The sequence below is a fragment of the Pseudomonas sp. GW823-FHT02E01 genome, assembly GCF_058797535.1.
Genome location: NZ_JBXAJS010000006.1, coordinates 100,012 through 113,017, shown reverse-complemented (window position 1 = coordinate 113,017; position 13,006 = coordinate 100,012). Strand labels below are relative to the sequence as shown.

The 13,006-nt window shown below is 59.9% G+C and carries 15 protein-coding genes; all 15 read right to left on the bottom strand.

Features of this window, described 5'->3' with window-relative positions:
• Positions 1-172 precede the first annotated feature (172 nt).
• The 15 genes from bamB to AC1RDQ_RS16085 all read right to left on the bottom strand — a co-directional run bounded on the left by bamB (position 173) and on the right by AC1RDQ_RS16085 (position 12,998).
• Positions 173-1,324 (bottom strand): outer membrane protein assembly factor BamB, encoded by a 1,152-nt coding sequence (bamB, locus tag AC1RDQ_RS16155; protein WP_057716296.1) that lies wholly within the window; start codon positions 1,322-1,324, stop codon positions 173-175.
• Positions 1,317-1,958: a tetratricopeptide repeat protein gene (locus AC1RDQ_RS16150; protein ID WP_057716297.1), complete on the bottom strand. Its 642-nt coding sequence runs from the start codon at positions 1,956-1,958 to the stop codon at positions 1,317-1,319. Before AC1RDQ_RS16150 ends, bamB begins: the two co-directional genes overlap by 8 nt.
• A 41-nt stretch (positions 1,959-1,999) precedes the next feature.
• Positions 2,000-3,289 (bottom strand): histidine--tRNA ligase, encoded by a 1,290-nt coding sequence (gene hisS, locus AC1RDQ_RS16145; RefSeq protein WP_008053247.1) that lies wholly within the window; start codon positions 3,287-3,289, stop codon positions 2,000-2,002.
• Between the two features lie 37 nt (positions 3,290-3,326).
• Positions 3,327-4,436 carry a flavodoxin-dependent (E)-4-hydroxy-3-methylbut-2-enyl-diphosphate synthase gene (ispG, locus tag AC1RDQ_RS16140; RefSeq protein ID WP_003185136.1) on the bottom strand — a complete coding sequence of 370 codons (1,110 nt, stop codon included), beginning with the start codon at positions 4,434-4,436 and terminating at the stop codon, positions 3,327-3,329.
• Positions 4,437-4,439: 3 nt separating this feature from the next.
• Complete coding sequence (locus AC1RDQ_RS16135) at positions 4,440-5,474, bottom strand: RodZ domain-containing protein (protein ID WP_150813625.1); 1,035 nt, start codon at positions 5,472-5,474, stop codon at positions 4,440-4,442.
• Positions 5,474-6,232, bottom strand: coding sequence for a type IV pilus biogenesis/stability protein PilW (pilW, locus tag AC1RDQ_RS16130; protein WP_154947367.1), 759 nt, complete (start codon positions 6,230-6,232; stop codon positions 5,474-5,476). Before pilW ends, AC1RDQ_RS16135 begins: the two co-directional genes overlap by 1 nt.
• Positions 6,233-6,248: 16 nt before the next feature.
• Positions 6,249-7,391, bottom strand: coding sequence for a dual-specificity RNA methyltransferase RlmN (rlmN, locus tag AC1RDQ_RS16125; protein ID WP_046040918.1), 1,143 nt, complete (start codon positions 7,389-7,391; stop codon positions 6,249-6,251).
• A 28-nt stretch (positions 7,392-7,419) separates the two neighbouring features.
• A complete protein-coding gene (ndk, locus tag AC1RDQ_RS16120; protein ID WP_007903599.1) occupies positions 7,420-7,845 on the bottom strand; it encodes a nucleoside-diphosphate kinase in 426 nt (141 codons plus the stop codon).
• Positions 7,846-7,934: 89 nt separating this feature from the next.
• A complete protein-coding gene (gene iscX, locus AC1RDQ_RS16115; protein WP_008070969.1) occupies positions 7,935-8,135 on the bottom strand; it encodes a Fe-S cluster assembly protein IscX in 201 nt (66 codons plus the stop codon).
• A gap of 14 nt (positions 8,136-8,149) precedes the next feature.
• On the bottom strand, positions 8,150-8,491 hold the full coding sequence (fdx, locus tag AC1RDQ_RS16110; protein ID WP_007998670.1) for an ISC system 2Fe-2S type ferredoxin: 342 nt from the start codon (positions 8,489-8,491) through the stop codon (positions 8,150-8,152).
• A 2-nt stretch (positions 8,492-8,493) separates the two neighbouring features.
• Positions 8,494-10,356 carry a Fe-S protein assembly chaperone HscA gene (gene hscA / locus AC1RDQ_RS16105; RefSeq protein ID WP_492587715.1) on the bottom strand — a complete coding sequence of 621 codons (1,863 nt, stop codon included), beginning with the start codon at positions 10,354-10,356 and terminating at the stop codon, positions 8,494-8,496.
• 51 nt (positions 10,357-10,407) lie between these two features.
• Positions 10,408-10,929, bottom strand: coding sequence for a co-chaperone HscB (hscB, locus tag AC1RDQ_RS16100; RefSeq protein ID WP_057716302.1), 522 nt, complete (start codon positions 10,927-10,929; stop codon positions 10,408-10,410).
• Positions 10,930-10,937: 8 nt separating this feature from the next.
• Positions 10,938-11,261 carry an iron-sulfur cluster assembly protein IscA gene (gene iscA, locus AC1RDQ_RS16095; RefSeq protein ID WP_003227904.1) on the bottom strand — a complete coding sequence of 108 codons (324 nt, stop codon included), beginning with the start codon at positions 11,259-11,261 and terminating at the stop codon, positions 10,938-10,940.
• 34 nt (positions 11,262-11,295) lie between these two features.
• Entirely contained in the window at positions 11,296-11,682 is a 387-nt protein-coding gene (iscU, locus tag AC1RDQ_RS16090) for a Fe-S cluster assembly scaffold IscU (protein ID WP_028620148.1), read from the bottom strand.
• Between the two features lie 101 nt (positions 11,683-11,783).
• The gene (locus AC1RDQ_RS16085; RefSeq protein ID WP_492587714.1) at positions 11,784-12,998 is read right to left on the bottom strand and encodes an IscS subfamily cysteine desulfurase; all 1,215 of its coding nucleotides are present in this window, start codon (positions 12,996-12,998) and stop codon (positions 11,784-11,786) included.
• Between the last annotated feature and the right edge of the window lie 8 nt (positions 12,999-13,006).

The following is a 13,006-nucleotide window of genomic DNA, read 5'->3' as shown; positions in this document are numbered from 1 at the left end:
AATCACCGTGTGTTTTTTTGTAGGAGCGAGCTTGCTCGCGAAAAACGCAAAGACACCGCGTTTATCCAGATTGCCAACGTAATCGTTGACGTCCATCGCGAGCAAGCTCGCTCCTACACTCTTACAAACGGTGAAGCAGCCTGGGGGGTTAACCCCAAGCATAGTCAAACCTTTACTTAATGGTCAGGGCTTCCAGTTTGCCGCTGTTGCCATATACATAAATCGTGTCACCCACCACCAGCGGACGGGCACGCAGGCCGTCGCTGTCGATGCGCTCGCGGCCGACGAAACGACCGTCCACCTGACTCAGCAGGTGCAGGTAACCTTCCAGGTCACCGACTGCAACGTAGCTGGAGAACACTTCCGGAGCCGACAGTTGACGGCGGGCCAGCGAGTCGTTGCTCCACAAGGCTGTGGTGGAACGCTCGTCGACGCCTTCAACGGTGCCCGAAGACAGGGTCACATAAACGGTACCGAAACCCTGGGCGACACCGGCATAGCTGGAAGCATCACGCTGCCAGAGCTGACGGCCGCTTTGCAGGTCCAGAGCAGCAACGCGCCCCTGATAGCTGGCGACATACAGCGTCTCGCCCGACAGCAGCAAGCCACCGTCGATGTCGACCACACGCTCCAGCTCCGAACGACCTTGCGGGATCGCTACGCGCTGTTCCCACACCGGTACGCCGTTGGAGATGTCCACGGCAACCACTTTACCGGTCGACAGGCCAGCCACCGCGAGGCGGTTGGTCACGATCGGCGCACTGGTGCCACGCAGGGTCAGTACCGCAGGCGTGCTGTCATAGATCCAGCGACGGTCACCGGTGGAGGCATCCAGGCCGATCAGACGATCGTCCTGGGTCTGAACCACCACGACGTCACCGTTGTTGGCTGGCGGCGCCAGTACTTCGCTGGACACGCGAGCGCGCCACTTTTCTTCACCGTTGATCGCGTCCAGGGCAACGATTTCACCCTTGATCGTACCAATGGTGACCAGACCGTAACCTACGCCAACGGCGCCGGAAACAGGCAACTCGAGGTCTTTCTTCCATTTGACGTCGCCGGTGTTGCGGTCCATCGCCATCAACACGCCAGTGACGTCGGCGGCATAGATGGTATCGCCATCGATGGCCGGAACCAGCATGTTGTAGGTTTCGCCCTGACCGTCACCGATCGAACGACTCCACTGCTTGTGCAGAACCACTTCTTCCTTGAAGTCGACCAGCTCGGCCGGAGGCAGTTCTTTTTTGCTGTTGCTGCTGCAACCCGCGGCCAAAATGGCCAGGGCCAGCAATGCTGCATGTTTCCAACGAATCACGTCACGCATCCCCTTTGGCCAGGTCGTCCAGCTTGATTTGCAGGCCACCGACCGCCGCTTCATCCGACAGTGCCGCCTTGGCTTTTTGATACGCCGCGCTCGCCTCGTCGGTACGACCCAGCTGCACCAGCAGGTCACCCTTGAGCTCTTCGCGAGTGGCCAGGAATGCCTTGTCGGCATCGCCTTCGAGCAGCTTCAGTGCTTCGTCGGCCTTGTTTTGCGCGCCGAGTACCTGGGCCAGACGCTGACGGGCGATTTCGCCCAGCGCCGGGTTGGCCGGTTTGGCGACAATGGCCTTGAGCTCGGTGACCGCGTCGTCCAGCTTGCCACTGTCGACCGCTACCTTGGCCACGAACAGGCTGCCGTACTGCGCATAGGCGCTGCCGCCAAACTCGCTGTTGAGCTTGCCGGCCAGGTCCGAAACACGGGCCGCATCAGGCTTGCCGTCAGGCGTCAGCGTGGTTTCGAGCAATTGCTGATAGAGAATCGAGGCGCCTTGCGACTGATTGCTCTGATACTTCTGGAACGCCTGCCAGCCGAACACGATGACCAGCGCCAACAGGCCGCCAGTGACCAGGGGCTTACCGTTGCGTGACCACCATTCCTTCAATTCCATCAAATGTTCGTCTTCGGTACTCGACACCCCAATACTCCTTAATCGCTAATTCGGCTGTTAAGACAGCTTCAACCCTGCACGACGCAGGTGGCCAGGTGTGCTGCAAGCGCATCCCAGGCAATGCTTTGTTGTTCGCCCTGGCCACGCAGGGGTTTGAAACCTACCACTTGCTGGGCCATTTCGTCGTCACCGAGGATCAGCGCGTACAGCGCGCCGCTCTTGTCGGCCTTCTTGAACTGGCTTTTGAAACTGCCGGCGCCGGCATTCACTTGCAGGCGCAGGTTGGGCAACTGGTCACGAACGCGCTCTGCCAGGGTCAGGCCGGCCAGTTCGGCGGCTTCACCGAAGGCGCAGAGGTAGACGTCGACCTGACGGGAGATCTCTTGCGGGATCTGCTCCAGGGTTTCGAGCAACAGCACCAGCCGTTCGATGCCCATGGCAAAGCCAACGCCGGCGGTCGGCTTGCCACCCATCTGCTCCACCAGACCGTCGTAGCGGCCACCGGCACACACGGTGCCCTGGGCGCCCAGCTTGTCGGTGACCCATTCGAAAACGGTCTTGCTGTAGTAATCCAGCCCGCGAACCAGCTTCGGGTTGATCACATAAGGAATGCCGGCGGCGTCCAGACGAGCCTTGAGGCCCTCGAAATGCACGCGGGATTCTTCGTCGAGGTAGTCGGCCATTTTCGGCGCATCGACCAGAATCGCCTGCGTCTCGGCGTTCTTGGTGTCCAGGACCCGCAACGGGTTGGTCTTCAGGCGGCGCTGGCTGTCTTCGTCCAGCTTGTCCAGATGCCGGGACAGGAACTCGACCAGTGCTTCGCGATAACGACCGCGAGACTCGCTGGTGCCCAGGCTGTTGAGCTCGAGCTTGACCGCATCGCGGATGCCCAGCTCGCCCCACAGGCGCCAGGTCAGCACGATCAACTCGGCGTCGATGTCCGGACCGTCGAGGTTGAACACTTCGACACCGATCTGGTGGAACTGGCGATAACGGCCTTTTTGCGGACGTTCGTGGCGGAACATCGGACCGATGTACCAGAGTTTCTGAACCTGGCCGCCGCCGGTGATGCCGTGTTCCAGCACCGCGCGCACACAGGCCGCCGTGCCTTCAGGGCGCAGGGTCAGGGAGTCGCCGTTGCGGTCGTCGAAGGTGTACATCTCTTTTTCGACGATGTCGGTCACTTCACCGATGGAACGCTTGAACAGTTCGGTGAACTCGACGATCGGCATGCGGATCTGCTTGTAACCGTAGTTATCCAGCAGGCGCGAAACGGTGCCTTCAAAATGACGCCACAGGGGAGTCTGTTCGGGCAGGATGTCGTTCATGCCACGAATGGCTTGCAGAGACTTGCTCACTTTAAATCCTTAAATTCATGCGGCTCGTTAGTCGGACTCAGCCGCGCGCAATGACTGCAGCGTCAGCTTCGACCTTTTCGGCCGCTTTCTGGCGGATCAAGCGTTCAAGCTCATCCACCAGATTGTCATTCGTCAGTTTCTGCGACGGCTTGCCGTCGATGTAAATCAGGTTCGGCGTGCCGCCGGTCAAGCCGATATGGGCTTCCTTGGCTTCGCCCGGGCCATTGACCACGCAACCGATAACCGCGACATCCAGCGGCACCAGCAAATCCTCGAGGCGCCCTTCCAGCTCGTTCATGGTCTTGACCACATCGAAGTTCTGCCGCGAGCAGCTCGGGCAGGCGATGAAGTTGATGCCACGGGAACGCAGGTGCAGGGATTTGAGAATGTCGTAGCCAACTTTCACTTCCTCGACCGGGTCGGCCGCCAACGAGATGCGGATAGTATCGCCAATCCCTTCGGCGAGCAGCATACCGAGGCCCACGGCAGATTTCACCGTGCCGGAACGCAATCCACCGGCTTCGGTGATGCCCAGGTGCAACGGCTGGACGATTTCCTTGGCCAGCAAGCGGTAGGCTTCGACGGCCATGAACACATCGGAGGCTTTCACGCTGACCTTGAAGTCCTGGAAGTTCAGGCGCTCAAGGTGCTCGACGTGGCGCAAGGCAGACTCGACCAGCGCTGCCGGGGTCGGCTCGCCGTATTTCTTTTGCAGGTCTTTTTCCAGGGAACCGGCGTTCACGCCGATACGGATCGGGATCCCGCGGTCACGGGCGGCATCCACCACCGCACGAACGCGGTCTTCGCGACCGATGTTGCCCGGGTTGATCCGCAGGCAATCGACACCCAGTTCGGCTACGCGCAAAGCGATCCGGTAGTCGAAGTGAATGTCGGCAACCAAGGGTACTTTGACCAGCTGCTTGATCTTGCCGAAGGCTTCGGCGGCGTCCATGTCCGGTACGGAGACCCGCACGATATCGACGCCGGCCGCTTCCAGGCGATTGATCTGCGCGACGGTGGCCGCAACATCGTTGGTGTCGCTGTTGGTCATGCTCTGCACAGCGATAGGCGCATCGCCGCCAACAGGCACGTTACCGACCCAGATTTTGCGGGATTCGCGACGTTTGATTGGAGATTCGCCGTGCATGACTTATTGACCCAACTTCAGGCGAGCAGTCTCGCCACTGGTGAACGGAGCGACATCAACCGGCTGGCCGTTGTAGCTGACCTGAGCGCCACGGGCAAAGCCCAGACGCACGGCAAACGGTGGTTTGCCATTGATTGCCAGGCTGTCGCCTTTGCGTTTGAGACCGCTGAACAGCACCTTGCCGCTACCGTCGGTCACTTGTGTCCAGCAATCGGAAGTGAACTGCACCTGAACCTGGCCTTGACCGGCCACCGGCGCGGCTGCCGCTGGAGCCGGAGCGACAGTGGCTACCGGTGCAGTCGCCACCGGGGCCGGGACGGCAGGAGCTGCCGGAGCCGGAGCTGCCGGGGTCACCGGCGCTGCGACAACGGGCGCAGTGGTGTGCGCGGGTGCGGCTGGCGTGGTCGGCGCTACCGGGGCGGCTGGCGCAGTCGCCTGAGCCTGCTCTGGTGCTTCAGCCGGAGCGTCGGCCTGTGGCAGCGCGAGGGCGGTTACGCCTTCGCTCTGACCTTCCACGACGGCCTGGTCTTCCGGCTCGTCCAGCGGGTGAATCTGTGTAGTACCGTCGGCGCCTTCGACTTCTACGTGCTCTGGTGCCAGACCGATCAGATCCTTGGTGCGCATCGAGGTCTGATCCTGCCACCAGACGAAACCGCCACCGATCACCGCGACCAGCAACAACAGGCTGACGATTCGCAAAATGGTGTGGGAAACCCGGACCGGCTCTTCAATACGGCCCAGGCTGTGAACATTGCTGCCCTGGGAGTCGGTACCGGTGGATTGATCGAATTGCTGGACCAGAACGGCCTGGTCCATGCCGAGCAATTTGGCATAGGCGCGAATGTAACCACGGGCAAAAGTATGCCCGGGCAGCTTGTCGAAGGCGCCGGCTTCCAGATTGCTCAGGGAAGTGGTGGTGAGGTTGAGCTTGAGGGCCACTTCGGCCAGCGACCAGCCATTGCTTTCGCGGGCCTGGCGCAAAGTCTCACCGGGGTTTACGCGATTCGCTGCTACAACTTCGGGATGCGCCGCTTTCATCATTGCTCCGACAGGTATTGCTGATATTCCGGCGTACCGGGATAGAGTCTTTTTAGTTGCAGGCCTGCACTTGCGGCCTTGTCGCGGTCTTCGAACACCTTTGCCAGCCGAATGCCGAGCAATAGACTACGTGCATTTTGCTCGGAGAGCTGGCTAAAACGGTCGTAATAGTCACGCGCAGGCACATAATGCCTGTCTTCGTAAGACAACTCAGCCATTTCCAGCAATGCACGTGGTTGTTGGCGGTTCAGGCGCAGGGCTTTTTCCAGTTGCTGCCGGGCCAGATCGCGCTGACCGAGCATCGCTGCGGTCATGCCCAGGTTCTCGAACACCCGCGAACGCTCAGGATACAGGGTATCGGCAGCGGCCTGCTCAAAGCGCTCGTAGGCTTCGTTGTAACGCTTCTGCTCGAACAAGAAACTGCCGTAGTTATTGAGGATTCGTGCATCGCCGGGACGGGAAGCCAGCGCCTTGCGAAAATGCTCGTCGGCAAGTTCCGGCTCCATCTCGGCCTGGAACACCAGCCCCAGCGCCGCGTTGGCATCGGGGTCGGAGCCATCCAGCTCCAATGCTTTCTTCAACGGAACCTTGGCGCGTTCGGTCATGCCTTGTTGCAAATACCCGATACCGAGTTGCACATAGGCCTCACGCGCTTCATCACGGCCCTTGCTGGTCTTCATCGGGTTGTAATCACCCGAAAGCACGCAGCCAGCACACAGGCTGGCCAACAGCAACAGCAGCGCAAAGCGCAGGGACATAGAGATCCTCTCTTGGTTATTTCGCGGCGTCTTGCGCTACATCGTTGTCGGCGTTGAGTTCACGCACGGCGATATAACGTTCGCTGCGACGGGTGCGATCCAGCACCTGCCCTACCAGTTGACCACAGGCCGCATCGATGTCTTCACCACGGGTGGTGCGGACGGTGACGTTGAAACCGGCATGATGAAGCTGATCCTGGAAACGACGAATGGCGTTGTTGCTCGGGCGCTCGTAACCGGAGTGCGGGAACGGGTTGAACGGGATCAGGTTGATCTTGCACGGGATGTTCTTGAGCAGCTCGATCATCTCCACGGCGTGCTCGACCTTGTCGTTGATATCTTTGAGCAAGGTGTACTCGATGGTCAGCACGCGCTTTTCGCCGAGATTCGACATGTAGCGCTGGCACGACTCAAGGAGCATCTTAAGCGGATACTTCTTGTTGATCGGCACCAATTGGTTACGCAATGCGTCATTCGGTGCGTGCAGGGACAACGCCAGGGAGACGTCGATGTGCTTGGAGAGCTCATCGATCATCGGCACCACGCCGGAGGTCGACAGGGTCACACGGCGCTTGGAAATGCCGTAGCCCAGGTCGTCCATCATCAAATGCATGGCCGCGACGACGTTGTCGAAGTTCAGCAGCGGCTCACCCATGCCCATCATCACCACGTTGGTGATGGCACGGTCGACGGTTGCCGGGACGCTGCCAAAGGATTTGTTGGCAATCCACACCTGCCCGATGACTTCGGCGGCGGTGAGGTTGCTGTTGAAGCCTTGCTTGCCGGTGGAGCAGAAACTGCAATCCAGGGCACAGCCTGCCTGGGACGAAACGCACAAGGTGCCGCGCTTGCCCTGGGGAATGTAAACGGTCTCGACGCAGCTGCCGGACGCCACGCGCACCACCCACTTGCGGGTGCCGTCGCTGGAGATGTCCTCGCTGACCACTTCCGGACCACGGACCTCAGCAACAACCTTGAGCTTTTCGCGCAAGGCCTTGCTGACGTTCGTCATGGCATCGAAATCATCGACACCAAAGTGGTGAATCCATTTCATTACCTGACCGGCACGGAAACGCTTCTCCCCGATTGAGTCGAAGAATTTTTCCATTTCCAGCTGGGTCAGACCCAGCAGGTTAGTTTTTACAGTCGATGTAGTCATGGATTCACCTTCACTCTTAAGCCAATGCTTAGCGAGTGGTTACTTCAGTAGCTGCGAAGAAGTACGAGATTTCGCGAGCGGCAGCGGCTTCGGAGTCCGAACCGTGTACGGCGTTGGCGTCGATGGAATCAGCGAAGTCAGCGCGGATGGTGCCGGCAGCAGCTTCTTTAGGGTTGGTAGCGCCCATCAGCTCACGGTTCAGAGCGATAGCGTTTTCGCCTTCCAGAACCTGAACGACAACCGGACCGGAGATCATGAAAGCAACCAGGTCGTTGAAGAAACCACGAGCGCTGTGCTCAGCGTAGAAGCCTTCAGCTTCGGCTTTGGACAGTTGCTTCAGTTTCGAAGCTACAACGCGCAGGCCAGCTTTTTCGAAACGAGTGGTGATCTCGCCGATAACGTTTTTAGCAACGGCGTCAGGCTTGATGATGGAGAAAGTACGTTGAACAGCCATGGTGTAACTCCAGAAACGGTAATTTACGAAAAATTAAACCCGCGAATTATACGCGGGTTCTCGGGTATTGCCTAACCTGCTCGACAGACTCAGTCTGCCTCTTCGATCCAGGCGGCCTGAATGGCTTCAAGCACTTTCTCGCCGCCGCGGGTCGGATCATCGCTGAACTCCGGCAATGCCAGCACCCATTGGTGCAGATCGACGAAGTTCACGTAACGCGGGTCCACCTCAGGCTTGCTTTCAGCCAACTGGATCGCGATTTCCAGCACATCAACCCATTTCAGACTCATTTCAGATCCTTGAATCAGTGCGGTGCTTCGGCCGCATGGTTGAGCGAATACTTCGGAATCTCGACGGTCAGGTCTTCGGTACCGACCTTGGCCTGGCACCCCAGACGGGACTCGCGCTCAAGACCCCAAGCCTTATCAAGGTAGTCCTCTTCCAGCTCGTCAGCCTCTTCCAGCGAGTCGAAACCCTCGCGGATGATGCAGTGGCAAGTGGTGCAGGCACAAACGCCGCCACAGGCACTTTCCATCTCGATGTGGTGCTCGTGGGCCAGTTCGAGGATGGAAATACCCGTCTCAGCTTCAACAACCATGCCTTCGGGGCAAAACTTCTCGTGTGGCAGAAAAATGACCTGCGGCATCGTTATTCCTCAATCTCATTCAGGTTGCGCCCCGCCAGCGCGGCTTTCACCGTCGAGTCCAGGCGGCGGGCAGCAAAGGCGTCGGTCACTTGCGACAGACGTTTGGTCTGCTGCTCGATGGCGTAACCATCGGTACCTTTCATCAGTTCGGTCAGTTCCTGCACCTGCAGGTCGATGACCATGCGCTCGTCGGCGTCGAGCAGTCGGTCGCCGTCGGCCTCCAGGGCAGCCTGCACCGCTTCGATCAGGCGCTGGGCATCGACCTGCTGCTCACGCAGTACGCGGGCAACCTTGTCGTCGTTGGCGTGCTGGAACGAATCCTTGAGCATCTTGGCGATTTCGCCGTCGGTCAGACCGTAGGACGGCTTGACCTGGATGCTGGCTTCGACGCCCGAACCCAGTTCGCGGGCGGACACACTGAGCAAGCCATCGGCATCGACCTGGAAGGTCACGCGAATCTTCGCTGCGCCGGCCACCATCGCTGGAATGCCACGCAGCTCAAAGCGCGCCAGGGAGCGACAGTCGCTGATCAGCTCGCGCTCGCCCTGCAACACATGGATGGCCATAGCCGACTGGCCGTCTTTGTAAGTGGTGAAGTCCTGGGCACGAGCGACGGGGATGGTGGTGTTGCGTGGAATCACCTTCTCCATCAGGCCGCCCATGGTTTCCAGCCCCAGGGACAACGGAATCACGTCGAGCAGCAGCAGTTCATCGCCATCGCGCTTGTTGCCGGCCAGGGTATCGGCCTGGATCGCAGCACCGATGGCCACCACTTGATCCGGATCGATTTCAGTCAGCGGCTGGCGACCGAAGGCTTCGGCGACGGCTTCGCGAACGCGAGGCACGCGAGTCGAACCACCAACCATGACCACGGCATGCACGTCTTCCAGTTCGACACCGGAATCACGTACCGCGCGGCGGCAGGCTTTCAGGCTGCGTGCGACCATCGGCTCGATCAACGCATCAAAGGCTTCACGGGTCAGTTCGGCTTTCCAGGCGCCATGCGCCACTTCGACCGACGAGGCACTGGTCAGCGCTTCTTTGGCGGCACAGGCAGTCTGCAGCAGTTGACGCTGCGCGCCTGGATCAAGGTCGGCCGACAAACCGGCGCCCTCAATGATCCAGCCAGCAATCGCGTGGTCGAAGTCATCGCCACCCAGGGCGCTGTCGCCGCCAGTGGCCAACACTTCGAAGACACCGCCGGTCAGGCGCAGAATCGAAATATCGAAGGTGCCGCCGCCCAGGTCGTAAATCGCGACCAGGCCTTCGGCGTGCTGGTCCAGACCGTAAGCCACGGCTGCCGCGGTCGGCTCATTGAGCAAGCGCAACACGTTCAGACCGGCCAGCTTGGCCGCGTCCTTGGTGGCTTGACGCTGAGCGTCGTCGAAATAGGCCGGAACGGTGATCACCGCGCCCACCAGCTCACCGCCCAGGGTCGCTTCGGCACGCTGACGCAGGACCTTGAGGATGTCGGCGGAGACTTCCACCGGGCTTTTCGGGCCCTGGATCGTCTCGATGAACGGCATGTGCGACTCGCCGTCGACAAAGCGGTACGGCAGTTGCTCGCCCAATTGCTTGACGTCGGACAGACCACGACCCATCAAGCGCTTGACCGACAGCACGGTGTTCAACGGATCGGTGGCGGCGGCCAGCTTGGCGGATTCGCCAACCTCGACGCGATCGGCGTGGTAGCGCACGGCAGACGGCAGGATGACCCGCCCTTCTGCGTCAGCCAGAGGCTCGGAAAGTCCACTGCGCAATGCAGCGACCAGCGAATTGGTAGTGCCCAAGTCGATCCCCACAGCCAGACGACGCTGGTGCGGTTGAGGACTTTGGCCGGGTTCGGCGATCTGCAGTAGGGCCATCGTTATCAGGACTTATCTGTATATCAGGCGTGCGACCGGAGCGGCACTGGGTTAATCGTCGAGGCGCTCTTCTAACTGGCGCACTTCGTAGGTGAGCTTGTCGAGGAACTGCATGCGCCGCATCAGGCGTTCGGCCCGTTCACGGTGCGCGGCATCGTTCCAGCAAGCTGCGAAGCTTTGGTTCAGTTCATCCTGGGCAGCCTTGAGGCGGCGCTTGAAGACGGCAACGCCATTCAGGTCGGCGCTGTCCTGCAGGTCTTCGAGCTCTTCGCGCAACTCCATCTGCTGCAGCAGAAACTCCGGATCATGCACCGTGACCTCCAGCGGCAGCTCGCCACCATTCAAGGCGAGCAGGTAACGCGCGCGCTTGGGTGGACTCTTGAGCGTCTGGTAGGCCTCGTTGAGGCTCGCGGATTGTTCCAGCGCCAACCGCTGCTCGCGCTCGGAAGCGTCAGCAAAACGGTCTGGATGAACGCCGCGCGCCAACTCACGGTAGCGCGTAGCCAGCTGATCGAGGTCCAGATCGAAACTCGGTTGCAGCTCAAATAAAGCGAAATGACAAGGAGTACCCACGACAAGCCTCAGATGTTGAAGCTTTCGCCGCAGCCACATTCACCGCGTACGTTGGGGTTGTTGAACTTGAAGCCTTCGTTCAACCCTTCCTTGACGAAATCGAGCTCGGTGCCGTCCAGGTAGGCCAGGCTCTTCGGGTCGATGATCACTTTCTCGCCGTGACTCTCGAACACCTGGTCCTCTGCAACCACCTCATCGACAAACTCCAGCACGTAGGCAAGGCCGGAACAGCCTGTGGTGCGAACACCCAGACGAATCCCTTCACCTTTGCCGCGCCCGTCGAGGGAGCGCCGCACGTGTCGAGCAGCCGCTTCTGTCATGCTGATAGCCATCGGTGACTCCTTACTCGTCGCCAAAACTCGAAAATCAGATCAAGCCTTTCTTCTGCTTGTAATCGCGAACAGCCGCCTTGATGGCGTCTTCAGCGAGTACCGAGCAGTGGATTTTCACTGGCGGCAGGGCCAGTTCTTCAGCCAGCTGGGTGTTCTTGATGGTTTCCGCTTCGTCCAGGGTCTTGCCCTTCATCCACTCGGTAGCGAGGGAGCTGGAAGCGATAGCCGAACCGCAGCCGTAAGTCTTGAACTTGGCATCTTCGATGATGCCGGCTTCGTTGACCTTGATCTGCAGGCGCATCACGTCGCCGCACGCCGGAGCGCCGACCATGCCGGTGCCGACATCAGGATCTTCCGCGTCCATCTTGCCGACGTTGCGCGGGTTTTCGTAGTGGTCGATGACCTTTTCGCTGTAAGCCATGATTCTCAATCCTCACTCATCAGGGCCGCTCTTGAGACCCTGCAGTTACGCTGCATGTACCGCCGCGCTGCTACAGGACCCGTATCCGGCGGCTTCTTTGTTTAGTGTGCCGCCCACTCGATCTTCGAGATATCGACGCCGTCTTTGTACATGTCCCACAGCGGCGACAGAGCGCGCAGCTTGGTAACGGCCTCGCAAACTTTCTGCGCGGCGTAATCGATTTCTTCTTCGGTGGTGAAACGGCCGAAGGTGAAGCGGATCGAGCTGTGTGCCAGTTCGTCGTTGCGGCCCAGGGCGCGCAGTACGTACGAAGGCTCAAGGGACGCCGAGGTGCAGGCCGAACCGGACGAAACCGCCAGATCCTTGAGCGCCATGATCAGCGACTCGCCTTCAACGTAGTTGAAGCTCAGGTTCAGGTTGTGCGGAACGCGGGCGGTCATGCTGCCGTTGACGTACAGCTCTTCCAGGTGCTCGACCTGCTTGTAGAAACGGTCGCTCAACGCCTTGATGCGCGCATTCTCGGCAGCCATGTCTTCCTTGGCTACGCGGAAAGCTTCACCCATGCCGACGATCTGGTGGGTCGCCAGGGTGCCGGAACGCATGCCGCGCTCGTGGCCGCCACCGTGCATGGTCGCTTCGATACGCACGCGCGGCTTGCGGCTTACGTACAGGGCGCCGATGCCTTTAGGACCATAGGTCTTGTGGGCGGAGAACGACATCATGTCGACTTTCAGCTTCTGCAGGTCGATCTCGACCTTGCCGGTGGACTGAGCGGCGTCGACGTGGAACAGGATGCCCCTGGAACGGAGCAATTCGCCGATCGCTGCGATGTCGTTGACGGTGCCGATTTCGTTGTTCACGTGCATGACCGAAACCAGGATGGTGTCGTCGCGCAGTTCGGCTTCGATCATCTCCGGGGTCACCAGGCCATCGGTACGAGGCTCGATGTAGGTCACTTCGAAGCCTTCACGCTCCAGTTGGCGCATGGTGTCCAGGACAGCCTTGTGCTCAATCTTGGTGGTGATCAGGTGCTTGCCTTTGGTGGCATAGAAATGTGCCGCACCCTTGATTGCCAGGTTGTCGGATTCGGTGGCACCGGAAGTCCAGACGATTTCACGCGGGTCGGCGTTGACCAGGTCAGCGACCTGACGACGAGCGTTTTCAACGGACTCTTCAGCTTTCCAGCCGAACACGTGGGAACGGGACGCCGGGTTACCGAAGTTTCCGTCGACCAGCAGGCATTCACTCATTTTTTGCGCAACACGCGGATCAACCGGGGTGGTCGCAGAGTAATCAAGGTAAATCGGCAATTTCATGGACTATC